This is a genomic window from Streptomyces sp. NPDC002868 (assembly GCF_055563295.1).
Genome location: NZ_JBVHDR010000001.1, coordinates 600,358 through 619,378 on the forward strand (window position 1 = coordinate 600,358; position 19,021 = coordinate 619,378).

Sequence of the window (19,021 nt, forward strand, 5' to 3'; positions counted from 1 at the left end):
GCGTCAACCCGCAGAGACCGCCGCCAACCGCACCGTACGCTCGGCCAGTTCGCTGATCCTTACGCCGTCGAACCCGAACACCGCGCTACGTACTCGGTCCTCGAGGGGGTCTGTCCAGTGGGCGGGGATGGCGGCGGCGCCGCACAGCACACCTGCCACCGAGCCCGCCGTCGCTCCGTTGGAGTCGGTGTCCAGTCCGCCGCGGACCGTGAGGCTGATGGTGGAGGTGAAGTCACCGGCGCCGTACAGCAGTCCGGCGGTGATGACGGCCGCGTTCGGAACGGTGTGGATCCAGCCCAGGTGGCCCGTCTCCGCGGCCATCTCGGTGAGCGTGTCGGACCAGGGTGTTCCGGAGGCATGCAGAGCGGTGGTGTGGCGTACCGCGCGGGCGAGGCGACAGCTCGCGGGGATGCGATCCAGCGCCGTCTCGATCGCCTCACGCGGGCTGTTCGCGGTGAAGGCGGCGGAGATCAGGGCGGCCGCCCACATCGCGCCGTACACGCCGTTGCCGGTGTGCGAGAGGACCGCGTCGCGGCGGGCGAGCGCGGCGGCGCGGTGCGGGGAGCCGGGGCAGGTCCAGCCGAAGATGTCGGCGCGGATGAGGGCCCCGATCCACTCCTGGTAGGGATTGTCGTGGGAGGCGGTGAGCGGGGGTTTGAGTCCGTTCGCGAGGTTGCGGTAGGCGACGCGCTCGGCGGTGAACGTCTGCAGGACCGGGAGGTGCAGCAGCCACGCGTCGCCCACCTGCTCGGTGGTGAAGCCGAAGCCGTGGGTCTCGAGAAGATGAAGGCCGAGGATCGTGTAGTCCACGTCGTCGTCGCGGCAGCTGCCGTGGATCCGTCCCCTCACGCACTGGCGCCATTCGGGACGCAGCTCGAAGTCGTCGGCGTCCGCGTCCGGCGGGGGCTCGGGAAGGTAGTCGGTGAGCGGGAGGGCGTCGGTGCGGCGCAGATAGCGGTCGATGCGCTCGCGGGTCCAGTAGTCGCCGCGCTCGACGGGCTTGCCGAGCATGTTGCCGGCGACTCTGCCCAGCCAGCCGCCGTGGATCCGGTCGGCGAGCTCCGAGTGAGGTAGGCCCATAGGTCCGGTTTACCGAAATGCCGCCGGATCTGCGCGGTGGTGGGCTCGGGCGACTGACCAGGGCGCGTGGGGTGGCACGCCCGCTGACCGTGCGGATAGGGTCGGGGCGGCGCGACTGCCTGTTCGAAAGCAAGGGATAGCAAGGTGACGAACGGAGCAGTTATTCGGCCCGCGCACGTGCTCGTCGCGGCTGACAAGTTCAAGGGCTCGCTCACGGCCGTACAGGTCGCGGAGCGGGTGACGGCAGGCCTCCAGCGGGTGGTGCCCGGTCTGGCGGTCGAGACCCTGCCCGTCGCGGACGGCGGCGACGGCACGGTCGCGGCGGCGGTGGCGGCGGGGTTCGAACGCCGCGAGGTCCGGGTGACCGGACCGCTCGGGGAGCCCCTGACGGCGGCGTATGCCCTGCGGGACGGCACCGCGGTGGTGGAGATGGCGGAGGCGTCGGGCCTCCAGCACCTCCCGGCGGGTGTGTTCGCGCCGCTCACCTCGACGACGTACGGCTCGGGCGAGCTGCTGCGCGCCGCGCTCGACGCGGGGGCGCGGACGATCGTCTTCGGCGTCGGCGGCAGCGCGACGACGGACGGCGGCGCGGGCATGCTGGCGGCGCTCGGCGCGCGCTTCCTGGACGCGGCCGGCGAGCCGGTCGGCCCGGGCGGCGGCGGTCTGCGCGACCTGGCGTCGGCGGACCTGTCCGGTCTCGACCCACGCTTCAAGGACGTGGAGCTGGTCCTCGCGAGCGACGTGGACAACCCGCTGACGGGGCCGAAGGGGGCACCGGCGGTGTACGGCCCCCAGAAGGGCGCGAGCCCCGAGGACGTCGCCACGCTGGACGCGGCGCTCGCCCATTACGCGTCCGTCCTGGAGTCGTCCGTCGGCCCCAAGGCCGCCGAGTACGCGCTCTCGCCCGGCGCGGGCGCGGCGGGCGGGATCGGCTACGGCGCGCTGGTCGGCCTCGGCGCGAGCTTCCGGGCGGGTATCGAGGTCATGCTCGACGTGCTCGGCTTCGCCCCAGCGCTGTCGCGGGCGACGCTGGTGATCACGGGCGAGGGTTCCCTCGACGAACAGACCCTCCACGGCAAGGCCCCGGCGGGCGTGGCGGCGGCGGCCCGCGCGCAGAACATCGAGGTGGTGGCGGTCTGCGGCCGCCTGGCGCTGCCGCCCGAGGCGTTGGGCCGCGCGGGCATCCGGCGGGCGTACGCCTTGACGGAACTGGAGCCGGACCCGGCGCGGAGCATGGCGGAGGCGGGACCGCTGCTGGAGCGGGTTGCGGAGAACATTGCGAGGGATTTCCTGAGGTAGGAGGGCTGGGTGCGAGCGGGTCTTTTCCCGGCCCCGGGACCGGGACAGCCCCGGTCGCCCAGCCCGCACCCCGCAGGCCCCCGGCGAAGGCGGCGGAGTCGTACAAGACTGGCGGCTAGTGTCGCGGTGTGGGGATGTGGATACGTGACGGTCGCCCGGACGAGGCGGCGGAGCTGACGGCCCTGGTGCTGCGCTCCAAGGCGCACTGGGGCTACGACGCGGCGTTCCTGGCGGCCTGCCGTGAGGAACTCACCATCGCACCAGGGGAGTTGACGGCACGCCGGATCGTCGTCGCCGAGGACGACACCGCGGTCCTCGGCGTCACGTCACTGGAGGGCGAGCCGCCGGACGGCATGCTCGGGCTGCTCTTCGTCGAACCGTCGGCGATCGGCGGCGGCATCGGCAGAACGCTCTACGCGCATGTCCTCGACACCGCCCGCGAGCTGGGCTTCAAGCGGCTGACCATCGACTCCGACCCGCACGCCGAGCCCTTCTACCGCGCGCTGGGCGCACGACCGGTCCCGGCCGGAGAGGGGCCGCTGCCGCGCCTGGAGGTGACGCTGACACCCCGCGCCGACTGGGCGCAGGCCTGGACGGGCGGGCGGCGGGCGGTGCACCTGGGCAATGTCGCGGAGTTCCAGGGCCAGTTCGGCGAGGTGACGGACGAGGCGCGCCGGGCGGCCGGGCACTACGCCTGCCTGGCCGCCTTCGCGAGCCCGCACCCGACGGCGCTCGTCCTGCCCAGACCCGTACCCGGCGAGTGGATCGCCCTGGTGGCGCGGCAGCTCGGCTGGGGCCAGGTCGAGGTGTACGAGGACCTCGCAGGACCCGATGTGCTGACCCGCCCCGCCCTGGTCCGGCATCTGCGCGGGCTCGGTCTGCCCTTCGTGCCCTGGGGCCACACCGCGGCGTCCGGCGAGCTGTCCGAATGCGGGCTCCCTTCCCAGGCGCTGCGGTACGAGTCCAAAAGGGCCTCCCACACCCTCTTCCAGCATCTGGCCCCGGACCATCCCGGCATCGCCGTGCCCGAGCAGTGGACGCCCGCCACCCGCCGTGAGGCGGCCCGGCTGATCGCTGCCCGGGCCCGCTCCGGAGCGGCCACCGTCGTCAAGTCCGAGCACGGCGCGGGAGGTTCGGGCACCCGCGTGCTGACGCGCCGCGCCCGGGCGCGCTCACTGCCGCGCGGTCCGCTGCTGCTCGAGGAGTACGTGGCGGGCGACGGAACGCCGAGCGATCCGACGTACGACGGCCTGGTGGACGGCGAGGGCCAGGTACACGACGTGGGCGTCGCGGCCATGTACGTCGCGGACACGGCCTATCAGGGGGCCACGGTGGGCCCCGGTGTCGTACCGGATGAACTCGCCGCGCACGCCCTGCGGTTCGGGCACGCGGTCGGCCGGGAGCTCGCCGTCACCGGCTACCGCGGCTGGTACGACGTCGACTTCGTGACCGGCCCCGGAGGCAGGCTCGCCCCGACCGAGATCAACCTCCGTCTCACCGGGCCGTCCGCGGCCTTCATGGCGAAACTACGCCTCGACGAGACCCGCGGCGGCGACCACCTCGTACGCTCCCTCGACCGCGTCCCGCTCGGCGCACGCCTGCCCGAGCCCGAACTGATCGCGTTCCTACGGGAGATGACCGAGCGCTGCGCTGGGATCGACGCGGTCCTCATCCCGTCGATCCCCACGGCGGGCTACGAGCCGGATCCGTACGTGGGCGTGCTCATCGCGGCCCGTACGGCCGGCCGGCTGGACGCCGCCGAAGCGCTGGTGCGCGCCGCGAGCGCGGACCTGGCCCGGCTGTTCGGCTGACCGCTCGCTCCTCGGCCTCAGCCCTCACTCCTCGGCGTCGGACTTCAGCCCGCCCCACACCGCCCACGCCGCCACCACACCCGCCGCGATCATCAGCGGGACATTGAACGTGTAGACGAGCGCTGCCTGCCGCGGCCAGTCCTGCTTGGCCGCCAGCCGGTACAGATTGTCCTGCGGCCACCAGGAGGCGAGCAGCCAGACGATGGCCAGATGGGCCGCCGTCGTCAGCCCCCGCGGCCTGCCCCGGCTCGACATCAGCCGCCGCCCGCCGATCAGGAACGCCACACCGGCCGCGAGGGCCAGGCTCTCGGCGAGATACAGACCGCGGAAGAACCACGCCCAAGGGTCGGGCACCAGGGAGAGATCGGTGGAGCCGGGCCAGATGACGTCGGTGAAGAAGAACGACATGATCGCGACCGGGAGCGCCACGGCCAGCCCGGTGGCCGCCCGGTCCTCGGACGTGAGCGGGCCGCCGCCCTTGCTCCCGCTCTTGTTGCTCGCCGCGGACCGCACCGGCGGCTTCACCAGCGCCTTGCGGTCGACCTTTCCTGCGCTGTTGCGCGGCAGGGACTTGATCGGCACCACGGTGCGCGGGATGTCCGCCGTTGGTACGGCGCCGGTGAGATGGCTCCGTACGGTCTCCGGCCCCGGCGACGCACTTCTCGGGGACGGCACCACATAGGCGATCAGCTGCCCGCCGCCCGCGTCCACGACGGACTCGTGGATCGTGGGATGCCCGGCCAGCGCGGCCTCCACGCGGTAGGTGTCGACGGACCGCCCATCGACCTTGACCCGGTGCGCCATCCGGCCCCGGAACTCCAGAGGGCCCTCGCCGTCCCGCCGCCCCAGATCCCCGGTGGGCACGGCGTCACCGCCGCCGGGAGGCGTCAGCCAGATCTGCCCCTTGCGGATGCGCGCCTCGCAGCCGGGGAACGGCTGCCCGAGATACGCGTGCCGCTCGGGATCCTCGACCGGGCCCGGCAGCTGGCCGGTCTCGAACCAGGTGCCGCATCCGGCGGCCTCGGTCGGCCCGTACACACTGATCAGCCGCGCGCCGGGCGCGAGCCGCTGCTGGAGGCGCATCTGTTCGTCGAGCCGCAGCCGTTCCCCGCTCACCGCGACCAGCCGCAGGCCCGGCGGTTCCTTGCGGCCGTCGAGCAGGGAGGCCGCGGTGAGGGGATCGGTGTCGGCGACGGTGATCGCTTCGCGCCGGGAGAGCACCAGTGTGGCGCCCGAGCCGAGGGTCCGTATCCAGCCGCCGGTGAACTCGGTCGTGTCCGGCGCCGCCGTCACCAGCACCTGGTCCTCCGGCGTGAGCCGGTAGACCTCGGTCCAGGCGTCGTACGCCGCCCGCAGCTGCTCGTGCGAGGCGGTGACGGGGCGGCGCACACCCGTGGTCCCGGCGGTGAACAGCACGACGGCTCTCCAGCCGGTGGCGGCGGGTTCGTCGAACGGTTCGCCCGAGTGGGCCCCGATGGCCGCGGCGTCGCCGTCCAGAGTGATGAACCGCCGCCCCCTGCCGTCGTCGATGCGGGCCAGATGCGCCTGATGCGTGATGACCGCCCTGGCATCGGCCAGGAACGGCGGCTCCGACTGATCGGGCCCGATGACGGCGTACGCACCGCCCGCTTTGAGCACGCCCAGGACGGCGACCAGCACATCGGGCGCCCGCAAGGTGCGTATGGCGACGAGGCCACCGGCCGGCAGCCTCAGAGTCTCGACGAGATGCCGGGCCAGCCGGTTGGCCCTTGCGTCCAGCTGCCGGTAGCTCAGCCGGGCGCGGTCGGTGATCACGGCGGTACGGTCCGGCTCGATCCGCACCCGGTCCTCGAACAACTGGTGAAGCGTTCCCCCCCTGACATGACGGTCGATCATTCCAGAAGACGCGGGGCATGACGAGGGCCCGGGTGCGGATCGCACCCGGGCCCTCGTCTGGGGGTCCCACCATGCCCGCCAGGGCATAGGGGGCGTATGCACTGTTCTGGCTGCCCTGCTCTAGGGGAGCTGAGCCGCCCTTGCTTCGCGGCTCTCGCGGCGGTTGTCGCGGAACGTGTTCACACGGCGCGCCGTCGCGAAGAGCGGGATCGTCGCCGCCATCACGATCTGCAGCGCACAGCCGGTCTGGAGCAGCACCTGTCCGCCCGGAGCGTCGAACGCCCACGCCGCCAGCATCCCCATCGCGGAGACGATCCAGCCAAGCATCGCCACAGCGAGGACACCTCGCGGCTTGGGGTACTCGACCCGGCTCACCATCAGCCATGCCGTACCGATGATCGCCAGCAGCGTCGGGATGAACGGCAGCTCGAGCAGGATGATCGAGACGACCGTGAGCGCACCGAAGGGGCTCGGCATGCCCTGGAACATGCCGTCCTTCATGGTCACGCACGAGAATCTCGCAAGCCGCAGCACCACCGCCAGCAGCACGACGATCGCGGCCACCGCCGAGACCTTCTGCTGGGCGTCGTCCGCGACCATTCCGTACACGAGTACGAAGTACGCGGGGGCCAGCCCGAAGCTGATCAGGTCGGAGAGATTGTCCAGCTCCGCGCCCATCGGCGAGCTGCGCAGCTTGCGCGCCACCAGCCCGTCACAGAGATCGAAGATCGCTGCCAGCAGCATCAGGATCACTGCGGTGGCGGCGCTGTTGCGCGCCATGCCGCTCTCGTTGCTGCCGGTGAGGTGCGGGATGAGAATCCCGGTGGTGGTGAAGTACACCGCCATGAAGCCACACGTGGCATTTCCGAGCGTGAGGGTGTCCGCTATTGACAGCCGCAGCGACAGCGGCATGTCCTCCGCGTCGTCCTCGTCCGCTGCCTCGGCGACCCAGCCGGCCTGCGTGTCAGGATCAATCACGGTCAATTCGAGTCACCCCCGCGGTCGTGGTCTGACCGACCTCGACAGCGACGTCGACACCTTCCGGAAGGTAGATGTCAACGCGCGATCCGAAGCGAATCAGACCAATGCGCTCGCCCTGCTCGACCTTGGTCCCCTGCGGGATGTACGGGACGATGCGGCGGGCGACAGCACCCGCGATCTGCACCATCTCGATGTCGCCGAGCTCGGTGTCGAAGTGCCAGACAACGCGCTCGTTGTTCTCGCTCTCCTTGTTGAACGCCGGCACAAAACCGCCGGGGATGTGCTCGACGGACGTCACTGTGCCCGCGAGGGGAGCGCGGTTGACGTGGACGTTCAGCGGGCTCATGAAGATCGCGACGCGAGTGCGTCCGTCCTTCCACGGCATGATGCTCTGCACCACACCGTCGGCGGGGGAGATGACCCGGCCCTGGGCGATCTCACGCTCGGGGTCGCGGAAGAACCACAGCATGCCCGCCGCAAGCGCGGTGGTGGGCACGGCGATGGCCGCGGCACGCCTCGAGCGGCGCGAGCGGGCCAGGCTGAGTGCAGCGGTGGCGACGGTCGGCAGAAGCCACGGCGATGCTCCGCGCGCAAGGCGGACGCGGCCGCGTGGTGCAGAGGTTTGGCTGTGGGGCATGGATGACCTTCGTAGCGGATGATGCCGCGCTGGCAACGGGGGACGGCGGCTTTCGGGGATGCTATCGGTTGTGAGCCACAACTGGGAAAGCCGACGGCCGAGTCGGCGGCCGGAAGATGATGACAGGGTGTGATCCTCTTCGCGGCCGTACCGACTCAAGTGCGACAATCAACCCTGGAATCGGTACTCCTCGAGCAGCCGACGACCAATGATCATTTTCTGGATCTCGGCGGTACCTTCACCGATCAGCAGCATCGGCGCCTCGCGGTAGAGGCGCTCGATCTCGTACTCCTTGGAGAAGCCGTAACCGCCATGGATACGGAAGGCGTCCTCGACGACTTCCTTGCAGTATTCGGAGGCGAGGTACTTCGCCATCCCTGCCTCCAGGTCGTTTCGCTCCCCGGAGTCCTTTTTGCGTGCCGCGTTCACCATCATCGCATGGGCGGCCTCGACCTTGGTAGCCATCTCGGCCAGCTTGAACTGGATGGCCTGGTGCTGGGCGATCGCCTTGCCGAAAGTGTGACGCTGCTGGGCGTATGACACGCCCAGCTCGAAGGCACGCTGCGCGACGCCACAGCCACGGGCCGCGACATTGACGCGGCCGACTTCGACGCCGTCCATCATTTGGTAAAACCCTCGGCCGGTGGTGCCGCCGAGTACCCGATCAGCTGGAATGCGCAGTCCGTCCATGATGAGCTCGGTCGTGTCGACGCCCTTGTAACCCATCTTGTCGATCTTCCCCGGGATGGTGAGGCCGGGGCGGACCTCTCCGAAGCCGGGCTCCTTCTCGACGAGGAAGGTCGTCATCGACTTGTGGGGGGCAGTGCCCTCCGGGTGTCCTTCGTCACTCCGGCACAGAACGGCGACCAGATTGGACGTTCCGCCGTTCGTGAGCCACATCTTCTGGCCGGTGAGGACGTACTCGTCGCCGTCCTTGACGCCCTTGGACGTGATGGCCGACACGTCGGAGCCCAGAGCCGGCTCGGACATCGAGAACGCGCCACGCACCTCGCCCAGCGCCATCCGCGGCAGGAAGGTGTCCTTCTGCTCCTGCGTGCCGTGCTGCTTGAGCATGTACGCCACGATGAAGTGCGTGTTGATGATGCCCGAGACGGACATCCAGCCGCGGGCGATCTCCTCGACGCACAGCGCGTACGTGAGCAGCGACTCGCCCAGACCGCCGTACTCCTCCGGAATCATCAGCCCGAACAGGCCGAGTTCCTTGAGGCCTTCGACGATCTGCGTCGGGTACTCGTCGCGGTGCTCCAGCTCGGTCGCGACCGGGAGGATCTCCTTGTCGACGAAGTCCCGCACGGTGGCCAGGATTTCCTGCTGGACGTCGGTCAGACCGTGAGTCTGGGCAAGTCGGCTCATGGTTACTTCTCCTGCGTCTTCTTCGGAGTGTCCAGCAGCTCCGGGCGGCCGGGCTGCTCGCCGCCGCGCTCCTTGATGTACGTCTCGGTCGGGACCATCACCTTGCGCCGGAAGACGCAGACGAGGGTGCCGTCCTGCTTGTAGCCCTTGGTCTCGACGTAGACGATTCCCCGGTCACTCTTCGAGCGGGACGGCGTCTTGTCGAGGACCGTCGTCTCGCCGTAGATCGTGTCGCCGTGGAAGGTCGGCGCGACGTGCTTGAGCGACTCGATCTCCAGGTTGGCGATGGCCTTGCCCGAGACGTCCGGGACCGACATGCCGAGGAGCAGCGAGTAGATGTAGTTGCCCACGACGACGTTCTTGCCGAAGTCCGTCGTCTTCTCCGCATAGTTGGTGTCCATGTGGAGGGGGTGGTGGTTCATGGTGAGCAGACAGAACAGGTGGTCGTCGTACTCCGTGACCGTCTTCCCGGGCCAGTGCTTGTAGACGTCGCCGACGGTGAACTCTTCGTAGGTGCGGCCGAACTGCATGATGCTTACGCCTCCGGAGCTTCGAACTTGGACGTGCGCTGCATGCCGGCGGCCCGCCCCTTGCCCGAGATGACGAGGGCCATCTTGCGGCTGGCCTCGTCGATCATCTCGTCGCCGAGCATCGCCGAACCCTTCTTGCCGCCCGCCTCGGACGTGCAGTACTCGTAGGCGTCCAGGATCAGCTCGGCGTGGTCGAAGTCCTCCTGGGAGGGCGAGAAGATCTCGTTGGCAGCGGCGACCTGGTCCGGGTGCAGCACCCACTTGCCGTCGAAGCCGAGGGCGGCGGCGCGCTGCGCGACCGCGCGGTAGCCCTCCTGGTTGCGGATCTGCAGGTAGGGACCGTCGATCGCCTGGAGGTTGTGCGTACGGGCGGCCATCAGGATCCGCATCAGGATGTAGTGGTACGCGTCCGCCGGGTAGCCGGGCGGCTGCTCGCCCACGACCAGGGACTTCATGTTGATGGAGGCCATGAAGTCGGCCGGGCCGAAGATGATCGTCTCGACACGCGGCGAGGCGGCCGCGATCTCGTCGACGTTCACCAGGCCCTTGGCGTTCTCGATCTGCGCCTCGATGCCGATCTTCCCGACCTCGAAGCCCATCGTCTTCTCGATCTGGGTGAGGAGCAGGTCGAGCGCGACGACCTGCTGGGCGTCCTGGACCTTCGGCAGCATGATGCAGTCGAGGTTATGCCCCGCGCCCTCAACGACCGTGACGACGTCGCGGTAGGTCCACTCGGTGGTCCAGTCGTTCACCCGTACGACCCTGGTCTTGCCCGTCCAGTCACCCTCGTTCAGGAACTTCACGATGGTGTGCCGGGCCTCCGGCTTGGCCAGCGGCGCGCAGGCGTCCTCCAGGTCCAGAAAGACCTGGTCGGCAGGCAGGCCCTGGGCCTTCTCCAGGAAGCGCGGGTTCGAGCCGGGAACCGCCAGGCACGAGCGACGCGGGCGGAGACGGTTGACGGTCATGCGGGGACCTCCAGAGGGTCGAGCTTGTTCGCTTTCCGGATCTCGTCGACGATACGGCCGATGATCTCGGTGATGCCGAAGTCCTTCGGGGTGAAGACGGCGGCCACACCCGCCGCCTTCAGATCGGCGGCGTCGGCGTTCGGGATGATCCCGCCGACGATCACCGGAATGTCTGCCGCGCCGGCTTCGCGCAGCCGGTCCAGCACATCCGGCACCAGCTCGGCGTGCGAACCGGACAGGATGGAGAGGCCCACGCAGTGCACGTCCTCCGCGAGGGCGGCGTTGACGATCTGCTCGGGTGTCAGCCGGATGCCCTGGTAGACCACCTCGAAGCCCGCGTCGCGGGCGCGTACGGCTATCTGCTCGGCGCCGTTGGAGTGCCCGTCGAGGCCGGGCTTGCCGACCAGCAGCCGCAGCCTTCCGGAGCCGAGCTCATCGGCCGTACGGGACACCTTCTCCCGTACGACAGCGAGCGGCGTGCCCGCCTCGGCGGTCACCGCGACGGGTGCGCTGGAGACGCCCGTCGGCGCGCGGAACTCGCCGAAGACATCCCGCAGCGCCCACGACCACTCGCCGGTCGTGACACCCGCACGGGCGCACTCCACGGTCGCGGCCATGAGATTCTCGGACCCCGCGGCGGCCTTCTTCAGCACGGCCAGGGCCTCCGTCGCCCTGGCCTCGTCACGGTTGTCGCGCCACTCGTGGAGCTTCGTGACGACGCGCGCCTCGTTCGCCGGGTCGACCGTCATGATCGCCGTGTCGAGATCCGCGGTGAGCGGGTTCTCCTCGGTCGTCTCGAAGATATTGACGCCGACGATCTTCTCGTCGCCGGCCTCGATCCGGGCGCGGCGCTCGGCGTGCGAGGAGACCAGCTGCGACTTGAGATAGCCGGACTCGACGGCCGCCATCGCGCCGCCCATCTCCTGGATCCGGCCGATCTCGGCGAGGCACTCGGTGACCAGGGACTTCACCTTGGCCTCGATGACGTGCGAGCCCGCGAAGATGTCCTCGTACTCCAGCAGGTCGCTCTCGTGCGCCAGCACCTGCTGGATACGGAGCGACCACTGCTGGTCCCAGGGACGCGGAAGCCCCAACGCCTCGTTCCAGGCGGGGAGTTGTACGGCCCGGGCGCGTGCGTCCTTGGAGAGGGTGACGGCCAGCATCTCGAGGACGATGCGCTGGACGTTGTTCTCCGGCTGGGCCTCGGTCAGACCGAGGGAGTTGACCTGGACGCCGTAGCGGAAGCGGCGCTGCTTTTCGTTCTCGATGCCGTACCGCTCGCGGGTGACCTGGTCCCAGATGCGGCCGAAGGCGCGCATCTTGCACATCTCCTCGACGAAGCGGACGCCCGCGTTCACGAAGAAGGAGATACGCGCGACCACATCGCCGAACTTCTCGGCGGGCACCTGGCCGGAGTCCCGGACCGCGTCCAGCACGGCGATCGCGGTGGACATCGCGTACGAGATCTCCTGGACCGGAGTGGCTCCCGCCTCCTGCAGGTGGTAGCTGCAGATGTTGATCGGGTTCCACTTGGGGATGTTGGCCACCGTGTACGTGATCATGTCGGTGGTCAGGCGCAGCGAAGGACCGGGCGGGAAGACATGCGTCCCGCGCGACAGATACTCCTTGACGATGTCGTTCTGCGTCGTTCCCTGGAGCTTGGTGATGTCGACGCCCTGCTCCTCGGCGACCACCTGGTAGAGCGCCAGCAGCCACATCGCGGTGGCGTTGATCGTCATCGAGGTGTTCATCTGCTCCAGCGGGATGTCCTGGAACAGCCGCCGCATGTCGCCGAGGTGCGAGACGGGGACCCCGACCCGGCCGACCTCGCCGCGGGCGAGGATGTGGTCGGGGTCGTAGCCCGTCTGTGTCGGCAGATCGAATGCGACGGACAGGCCTGTCTGGCCCTTGGCGAGGTTGCGCCGGTAGAGCTCATTGGACGCCTCGGCGGTCGAGTGACCGGCGTACGTCCGCATGAGCCAGGGCCGGTCCTTCTGACGCTCAGTCATCTATGAAACCTCAGACATTCCTGAAGCGGTTGATGGCGTCGATGTGCTTCTCGCGGAGCTCCTCGTCGCGCACGCCCAGACCCTCGCGCGGAGCGAGGGCGAGCACGCCGACCTTGCCCTGGTGGAGGTTGCGGTGCACGTCGTAGGCCGCCTGGCCGGTGTCGTCGAGCGAGTAGACCTTCGACAGCGTCGGGTGGATCTTGCCCTTGGCGACCAGCCGGTTGGCCTCCCACGCCTCGCGGTAGTTCGCGAAGTGCGAGCCCACGATCTTCTTCAGCGACATCCACAGATAGCGGTTGTCGTACTCGTGGTTGTAGCCGGAGGTGGAGGCGCAGGTGACGATCGTGCCGCCCTTGCGGGTCACGTACACGCTGGCGCCGAAGGTCTCGCGGCCCGGGTGCTCGAAGACGATGTCCACGTCCTCGCCGCCGGTGAGTTCACGGATGCGCTTGCCGAAGCGCTTCCACTCGCGCGGGTCCTGGTTGTGCTCGTCCTTCCAGAACTTGTAGTCCTCTGCGTTGCGGTCGATGATCGCCTCGGCGCCCATCGCGCGGCAGATGTCCGCCTTCTGCGGGCTGGAGACCACACAGATCGGGTTGGCGCCGCCCGCCAGTGCGAACTGGGTGGCGTACGAACCGAGTCCGCCGCTCGCGCCCCAGATCAGCACGTTGTCGCCCTGCTTCATGCCCGCGCCGTTGCGCGAGACGAGCTGGCGGTAGGCGGTGGAGTTGACGAGACCGGGCGCCGCCGCCTCCTCCCAGCTCAGGTGCTGGGGCTTGGGCATCAGCTGGTTGGACTTGACGAGTGCGACCTCGGCCAGACCGCCGAAGTTGGTCTCGAAGCCCCAGATCCGCTGCTCGGGGTCGAGCATCGTGTCGTTGTGACCGTCGGACGACTCGAGCTCGACGGAGAGACAGTGCGCGACAACCTCGTCGCCGGGCTTCCAGGCGTTCACGCCAGGGCCGGTGCGCAGTACGACGCCCGAGAGGTCGGAGCCTATGACGTGGTACGGCAGATCGTGCCGCTTGGTGAGCTCGGAGAGCTTTCCGTACCGCTCCAGGAAGCCGAAGGTGGCCATCGGCTCGAAGATCGAGGTCCAGACGGAGTTGTAGTTCACCGAACTGGCCATGACTGCCACCAGGGCCTCGCCCGGGCCGAGTTCGGGCACCGGCACGTCCTCCACATGGAGGGACTTGCGGGGGTCCTTCTCGCGGGTTTCGAGGCCGGCGAACATCTCGACCTCGTCCTTGTGCACGGTCACCGCGCGGTACGAGTCGGGGATGGGCAGTGCGGCGAAGTCGGCGGGCGTGCTGTCCGTCGACTGGATCGCGTCCAGGATTTCCTTCACGGGGTGCCTCCGGCGAAGCGCGTTGCGGGAACGCTGAGGGGAACGTCGGGATGCTGCTGCTGTGGAGGTGTGCCGTCGGTTCGGCGGGTGGTGCTGTGGCAGCGCTGGTGGGCGCGGGAGGTTGCCTGTGACGCAGGCGTCCGGGCGCGCATACACGATGGTTTGCGGGGACAGCCGACGTACGAATGGTCTCTGCACGCCGGCCGCCCGGACCCCTTCAACGTATGGCACGCTGTGCCAGCTCGCAAGACACTGGGTGCCAGGAGTTTCTCTCAGTCGTCATCTGGCGGGCACGTATGAGCAACAATGGCCGCCTCTGGAGGGGTGACCGTTACGTTCCGTGTGCTGCTGTGCGCGCTCAGATTTCACTCGGGCCGGGTGTCCAGCAGATCCCCCAGACACGCCAGATAGAGCGCGATCGCCGCCCCCGGCTCGCGCACCCGCTGCCCCGACAGCTGATCGATCTTGTCCAGCCGGTACAGCAGCGTGTTGCGGTGCACCCCGAGCCGCTCCGCCGCGCGCAGCAGGCTGAAGCCGCCCTCGGCCCAGGCGATCAGGGTCTCGCGCAGCGCCGGCCAGTCGCCGCGCTCGCGCAGGGTCCCGAGCACCGACTCGGTGTACCGGAACCGCTCCTGGCGCACCGCGGCGGCCACCAGCTGCGGCACCCGTAGCTCGGAGACCGCGAAGACCCTCGCCCCCGGGGCCAGTGCCGAGCCGGATGGGGCCGCGCCCGATGACCCCGGACGGGCTGCCGCTCATCGGGCGCGTACCCGGCAGCCGGGGGGTGCTCCTGGCCACCGGCCACAACATGCTCGGGCTGATGCTGGGCCCGGCGACCGGACGGCTGGTCACGGGCCTGCTGACCGGTGAGGCGGACCCGGGCCTAGCGGCGACGTTCGACCCGGCGCGGACGGCGCGGGCTGACGCCTGCGGCGGGCCTTTTCCCCGCCCCGCCCCTTCCCGCTGTACCGATTTGCGGCTCCGCCGCGTGGGGGCAGAGCCCCAGGTCGGACGGGGCCAATTTCAGCCTCGTCGGCGTTTGAGGCGCGGGGTCAGGGGCGGAGCCCGGGGTCAGCCCCTGCGCCCAGCGCCCGCTCGATGGTGCGCATGACCTCGTCGAGCGGTGCGTCGGTACGCGCCACCGTGACCAGCACGTCGCCGCTGGTCCGCGTCGACACCGCCGCCGGACCGGTCCGCTCGCTCGGGGCGCGGCCCGCGCCGATGCCCGTGCCGAACGTGTCGCGGACGATCGCGAACGCATGGTCCAGCTGGGACTCCACATCCCCCTGCCCGCCCGCCCGCAGCCAGCGGCGCAGCACATGGTTGTGCGCGGTGACGACCGCGGACGCGGCCACCTCCGCCAGCAGCGGGTCGTCGTTGCCGTCGTGGTGGTCGCGCTCGTCGAAATGGCCCAGCAGATAGCGCGTGAACAGCCGCTCGTAGCGAGCCACCGAGGCGATCTCCCGCTCCCGCAGGGTGGGCACCTCACGGGTGAGGCGATAGCGCTCCACGGAGACCGCCGGGGAGGCCGCGTACATCCGCATGACCTCCTTGATGCCCCGGCACACGGTGTCCAGCGGGTGCTCGTGGGCCGGTGCCGCGTTCAGCACCGCCTCGGCGCGTACGAGCGTGTCGTCGTGGTCCGGGAAGATCGCCTCTTCCTTGGACCGGAAGTGGCGGAAGAAGGTCCGGCGGGCGACCCCGGCCGCGGCGGCGATCTCGTCGACGGTCGTCGCCTCGTACCCCTTCGTCGCGAACAGTTCCATCGCCGCGGCCGCCAGCTCGCGCCGCATCTTGAGGCGCTGCGCGGCGGCGCGACTGCCTGCGGCACTTTCCGGAGCGTCTGACGTGGCTTTGGCACGGGTGGGCTTGGCGGGCTGGGGCATGAGCTGAACGTACTGCATTCGTGCAGCCGAGCGCGCCTGCGGGCCGGGGACGCCCCCGCCCGAGGCGGGGGGCGGGCCGTCCGAAGGATCGAGCAGCCCGCCCCAGCCCGCGGTGTGATCAGCGCCGGGCATATTCGCGGAAGCCACGCCCCGTCTTCCGGCCGAGGCAGCCCGCGGCCACCAGGTGCTCGAGCAGCGGCGCGGGTGCCAGGCCCGGGTCGCGGAACTCGCGGTGCAGAACCTTCTCGATGGCGAGCGAGACGTCGAGCCCGACCACGTCGAGGAGCTCGAAGGGGCCCATCGGATAGCCGCCGCCCAGCTTCATCGCGGCGTCGATGTCGTCCAGCGTGGCGTAGTGCTCCTGGACCATCTTGATCGCGTTGTTGAGGTACGGGAAGAGCAGGGCGTTCACGATGAAACCGGCCCGGTCGCCGCAGTCCACCGGGTGCTTCTTGATCTTCGTGGTCACCGCGCGGACGGTGGCGTGGACCTCGTCGGAGGTCAGGACCGTACGGACCACCTCGACCAGCTTCATCGCCGGCGCGGGGTTGAAGAAGTGCATGCCGATGACGTCCTGCGGGCGCGAGGTGGCGCGGGCGCAGGCGACGACGGGCAGCGAGGAAGTGGTGGTGGCGAGCACCGCGCCCGGCTTGCAGATCTTGTCGAGGGTGGCGAAGAGCTGCTGCTTGACCTCCAGATCCTCGGCCACCGCCTCCACTGCGAGGTCGACCTCGGCGAACGCGTCGAGCGAGCCGGCCGGGGCGATGCGGGCCAGCGTCGCATCGCGGGCCTCGGCCGTCATCCGGCCCTTGTCGACCGAGCGGGAGAGAGACTTGGCGATACGGGACTTCGCCGTCTCAGCCTTCTCCAGGCCGCGGGCGGCGAGCACCACCTCGTAACCGGCCTTGGCGAAGACCTCCGCGATGCCGCTCGCCATCGTGCCGGAGCCGGCGACGCCGACCGAGCTGACCTCGCGGCCGGCTGCCGCCTCGGCCGCCGGCTGCGGGGTGAGGGCGTCCGGGACCAGGTCCGAGGTGCCGGGGGCGGCGTAGGTGTAGAAGCCGCGGCCCGACTTGCGGCCGGTCAGGCCCGCCTCGCTGAGCTGCTTGAGGATGGGGGCGGGGGCGTGCAGCCGGTCGCGGGACTCCGCGTACATCGCGTCCAGGACGGTACGCGCGGTGTCGATGCCGATCAGGTCGAGCAGCGCGAGCGGGCCCATCGGCAGCCCGCAGCCCAGCTTCATTGCGGCGTCGATGTCCTCGCGGGAGGCGTACTTCGCCTCGTACATCGCGGCGGCCTGGTTGAGATAGCCGAACAGCAGCCCGTCCGCGACGAAACCGGGCCGGTCGCCGACCGCGACCGGCTCCTTGCCGAGCTCGCGGGCGAGCGCGGTGACGGCCTCCACGGCTTTCGGCGAGGTCAGCACCGAGGAGACGACCTCGACCAGCTTCATCGCCGGTGCCGGGTTGAAGAAGTGCAGGCCGAGCACGCGCTCGGGGTGGGCGGAGTCCGCGGCCAGCCGGGTCACCGAGAGGGCGTTGGTGCCGGTGGCGAGGATGGTGCCGGGGCGCACGATGGAGTCCAGGGCACGGAAGACCTGCTGCTTGGCCTCGTACGACTCGGACACGACCTCGATCACGAGATCGGCGTCGGCGGCGGCCTGCAGATCGGAGAAGGTGCGGAAGCGGGCGAGGGTGTTACGCCGCTCCTCCTCGGTGATCCGCTCGCGCTCCACGGCGCGGGCGGTGGAGGCTTCGAGCGCGGTGACGGCCTGGTGGGCGACGGCGTCGCTGATGTCGATGCCGATGACCTCACGGCCGGCGCGGGCGAGCACTTCGGCGATGCCGGTGCCCATGGTGCCGAGGCCGACGACGGCAATGGTGTGCAGAGGGGTGTCCATCGGGGGACTCCAGGGATGAGTGACGACTGATGAGGGGCGCGGGCGAGAACGCTGAGGCGCACGCCAATTGCGTGTCGTGGTGCGGAGCCGACGGACTCTGTCCCGGAGTCGCGTCGTACCCACGCGTGTGCAGAACTACCGAACCGACAAACACTCGCGGCGCGCTCGCGGCGGCTGCGTCACCAGGCCACCGTGAGCTGTGCGGGGGTTACCCGCTCAATTGAGGTTAACCCGCGGGTAACGAGCGCGCCAGACCTGGGCGGGTGTGATCTGGATCGCTGGCGTCGCCGATACGCTGGCCACCATGGATGAGGAGTTACGGTCGGTGGCGCGGCGGCTGCGGGGCGAATCGGGCGGCTCGGTTGCGTACGAACGGCTGCTGGCCACGGAGGACCGGGAGGAGCTCGCGGGAGTCCTCACCGAACATGAACGGCCCCTGTGGGCACGGGAGATTGCCGCCTTCCGGCTGGGTTGCGCGGGGGACCGGCGGGCCTTCGAAGCGCTGGTGCTGCTCCTGAACCACCGAGACCCGGAACGCTGCGTCTCGGCGGCCCACGCCCTGTCCCGCCTGGCGGACCCCCGCACCCCCCGCGCGGCGGCGGCGCTTGCCACGAATGAGCTGCGCGTCGCCTACGCCCTGGTCCCGGTCCGGCTGCTCACCCGCCTACGGGCCCCGGAGTCGGTCCCAGCGCTGATCACGGTCCTCCGCCGCCGCCTGACCCCGGGCGACCCCCACTGGCGCCTGGCCCTGGCCTGCGTCGAGGGTCTCGGCGCCCTGGGCGACAAGCGAGCGGGGGACGTGCTGAGACTGGCAAGCACACACCCCAGACTCACGGCAGCGGCGGAGGCGTCGCTGGCCCGCCTCTGGACGATCCGCTAGCCCTCCTCCCCGAGCAGCGCGAACGCCTCGATCTCGACGAGCAGTCCGGGCCGGAACAGCGCGGCGACCTGGACCGCCGAACTCGCCGGGAGCCGTCCGGCGTCGATCACCTCGTCGCGCGCTGCCCGGACCGCCGGGAGGTGTGCCACATCGGTGACGAAGTACGTCAGCTTGACCACGTCGTCAAAGGTCGCGCCCGCCGCCGCCAGACAGCGGCGGAGGTTCTCGAAGACCTGCCGCGCCTGAGCCGCCGGGTCGCCCTCGCCCACCACGTTGCCGTCCTCGTCGAAGGCGCACTGCCCCGATATCGCGACGAACCGCCCGGTCCCCCAGACGACATGGCTGTAGCCGGTGCCGGGGGCGACGCCTTCGGGGGCCCTCACGTGGGTGAGCTGAACAGTCATGCGGGCATCCTTGCGCACGCCACTGACAATCCGGCCGCCAGG

Annotated in this window: 16 protein-coding genes and 1 pseudogene; 4 read left to right on the forward strand and 13 right to left on the reverse strand. The window is 70.0% G+C overall.

Annotation, left to right across the window (positions count from 1 at the left end; translation table 11 throughout):
• Positions 1 to 3: 3 nt before the first annotated feature.
• Positions 4 to 1,080, reverse strand: a complete 1,077-nt coding sequence (locus ACZ3H8_RS02870) for an ADP-ribosylglycohydrolase family protein (RefSeq protein ID WP_467396610.1) — start codon at positions 1,078 to 1,080, stop codon at positions 4 to 6.
• Between the two features lie 144 nt (positions 1,081 to 1,224).
• On the opposite strand from ACZ3H8_RS02870, the gene ACZ3H8_RS02875 reads away from it, so the two are divergent.
• Together ACZ3H8_RS02875 and ACZ3H8_RS02880 are read left to right on the forward strand one after the other, a co-directional pair.
• Positions 1,225 to 2,379, forward strand: a complete 1,155-nt coding sequence (locus ACZ3H8_RS02875) for a glycerate kinase (RefSeq protein ID WP_467396612.1) — start codon at positions 1,225 to 1,227, stop codon at positions 2,377 to 2,379.
• Between the two features lie 134 nt (positions 2,380 to 2,513).
• A pseudogene (locus ACZ3H8_RS02880) lies at positions 2,514 to 2,945 on the forward strand (GNAT family N-acetyltransferase); the annotation flags it as partial.
• A gap of 1,269 nt (positions 2,946 to 4,214) precedes the next feature.
• On the opposite strand, the gene ACZ3H8_RS02885 reads toward ACZ3H8_RS02880, so the two are convergent.
• The 9 genes from ACZ3H8_RS02885 to ACZ3H8_RS02925 form a co-directional block, all read right to left on the reverse strand.
• Complete coding sequence (locus ACZ3H8_RS02885) at positions 4,215 to 6,026, reverse strand: AMP-binding protein (protein WP_467396614.1); 1,812 nt, start codon at positions 6,024 to 6,026, stop codon at positions 4,215 to 4,217.
• 159 nt (positions 6,027 to 6,185) lie between these two features.
• The gene (gene pssA / locus ACZ3H8_RS02890) at positions 6,186 to 7,043 is read right to left on the reverse strand and encodes a CDP-diacylglycerol--serine O-phosphatidyltransferase (RefSeq protein ID WP_307660263.1); all 858 of its coding nucleotides are present in this window, start codon (positions 7,041 to 7,043) and stop codon (positions 6,186 to 6,188) included.
• A complete protein-coding gene (locus ACZ3H8_RS02895; protein WP_467396616.1) occupies positions 7,036 to 7,683 on the reverse strand; it encodes a phosphatidylserine decarboxylase in 648 nt (215 codons plus the stop codon). Before ACZ3H8_RS02895 ends, pssA begins: the two co-directional genes overlap by 8 nt.
• Positions 7,684 to 7,851: 168 nt before the next feature.
• Positions 7,852 to 9,057 carry an acyl-CoA dehydrogenase family protein gene (locus tag ACZ3H8_RS02900; RefSeq protein WP_389184733.1) on the reverse strand — a complete coding sequence of 402 codons (1,206 nt, stop codon included), beginning with the start codon at positions 9,055 to 9,057 and terminating at the stop codon, positions 7,852 to 7,854.
• A 2-nt stretch (positions 9,058 to 9,059) separates the two neighbouring features.
• On the reverse strand, positions 9,060 to 9,587 hold the full coding sequence (locus ACZ3H8_RS02905) for a MaoC family dehydratase (protein WP_356220361.1): 528 nt from the start codon (positions 9,585 to 9,587) through the stop codon (positions 9,060 to 9,062).
• A gap of 5 nt (positions 9,588 to 9,592) precedes the next feature.
• Positions 9,593 to 10,552, reverse strand: coding sequence for an HpcH/HpaI aldolase/citrate lyase family protein (locus ACZ3H8_RS02910; protein ID WP_467396620.1), 960 nt, complete (start codon positions 10,550 to 10,552; stop codon positions 9,593 to 9,595).
• Positions 10,549 to 12,561 (reverse strand): protein meaA, encoded by a 2,013-nt coding sequence (locus ACZ3H8_RS02915; protein WP_467396622.1) that lies wholly within the window; start codon positions 12,559 to 12,561, stop codon positions 10,549 to 10,551. Before ACZ3H8_RS02915 ends, ACZ3H8_RS02910 begins: the two co-directional genes overlap by 4 nt.
• 10 nt (positions 12,562 to 12,571) lie before the next feature.
• On the reverse strand, positions 12,572 to 13,909 hold the full coding sequence (gene ccrA, locus ACZ3H8_RS02920) for a crotonyl-CoA carboxylase/reductase (RefSeq protein WP_467396624.1): 1,338 nt from the start codon (positions 13,907 to 13,909) through the stop codon (positions 12,572 to 12,574).
• Positions 13,910 to 14,274: 365 nt separating this feature from the next.
• The gene (locus ACZ3H8_RS02925) at positions 14,275 to 14,574 is read right to left on the reverse strand and encodes a helix-turn-helix domain-containing protein (RefSeq protein WP_467396626.1); all 300 of its coding nucleotides are present in this window, start codon (positions 14,572 to 14,574) and stop codon (positions 14,275 to 14,277) included.
• 68 nt (positions 14,575 to 14,642) lie between these two features.
• On the opposite strand from ACZ3H8_RS02925, the gene ACZ3H8_RS02930 reads away from it, so the two are divergent.
• The gene (locus ACZ3H8_RS02930) at positions 14,643 to 15,020 is read left to right on the forward strand and encodes an FAD-dependent oxidoreductase (protein WP_467396628.1); all 378 of its coding nucleotides are present in this window, start codon (positions 14,643 to 14,645) and stop codon (positions 15,018 to 15,020) included.
• Here ACZ3H8_RS02930 and ACZ3H8_RS02935 read toward each other — a convergent pair.
• Positions 14,962 to 15,795 (reverse strand): TetR family transcriptional regulator, encoded by an 834-nt coding sequence (locus ACZ3H8_RS02935; RefSeq protein ID WP_467396630.1) that lies wholly within the window; start codon positions 15,793 to 15,795, stop codon positions 14,962 to 14,964. The two genes, ACZ3H8_RS02930 and ACZ3H8_RS02935, sit on opposite strands and share 59 nt — an antisense overlap.
• Positions 15,796 to 15,913: 118 nt before the next feature.
• On the reverse strand, positions 15,914 to 17,695 hold the full coding sequence (locus ACZ3H8_RS02940) for a 3-hydroxyacyl-CoA dehydrogenase family protein (protein ID WP_467396632.1): 1,782 nt from the start codon (positions 17,693 to 17,695) through the stop codon (positions 15,914 to 15,916).
• Positions 17,696 to 17,999: 304 nt separating this feature from the next.
• Here ACZ3H8_RS02940 and ACZ3H8_RS02945 point away from each other — a divergent pair, with 304 nt between their 5' ends.
• Positions 18,000 to 18,575 carry an adenylosuccinate lyase gene (locus ACZ3H8_RS02945; protein WP_467396634.1) on the forward strand — a complete coding sequence of 192 codons (576 nt, stop codon included), beginning with the start codon at positions 18,000 to 18,002 and terminating at the stop codon, positions 18,573 to 18,575.
• On the opposite strand, the gene ACZ3H8_RS02950 is transcribed toward ACZ3H8_RS02945, so the two are convergent.
• Positions 18,572 to 18,979: a RidA family protein gene (locus ACZ3H8_RS02950; RefSeq protein WP_467396636.1), complete on the reverse strand. Its 408-nt coding sequence runs from the start codon at positions 18,977 to 18,979 to the stop codon at positions 18,572 to 18,574. The two genes, ACZ3H8_RS02945 and ACZ3H8_RS02950, sit on opposite strands and share 4 nt — an antisense overlap.
• Positions 18,980 to 19,021 lie beyond the last annotated feature (42 nt).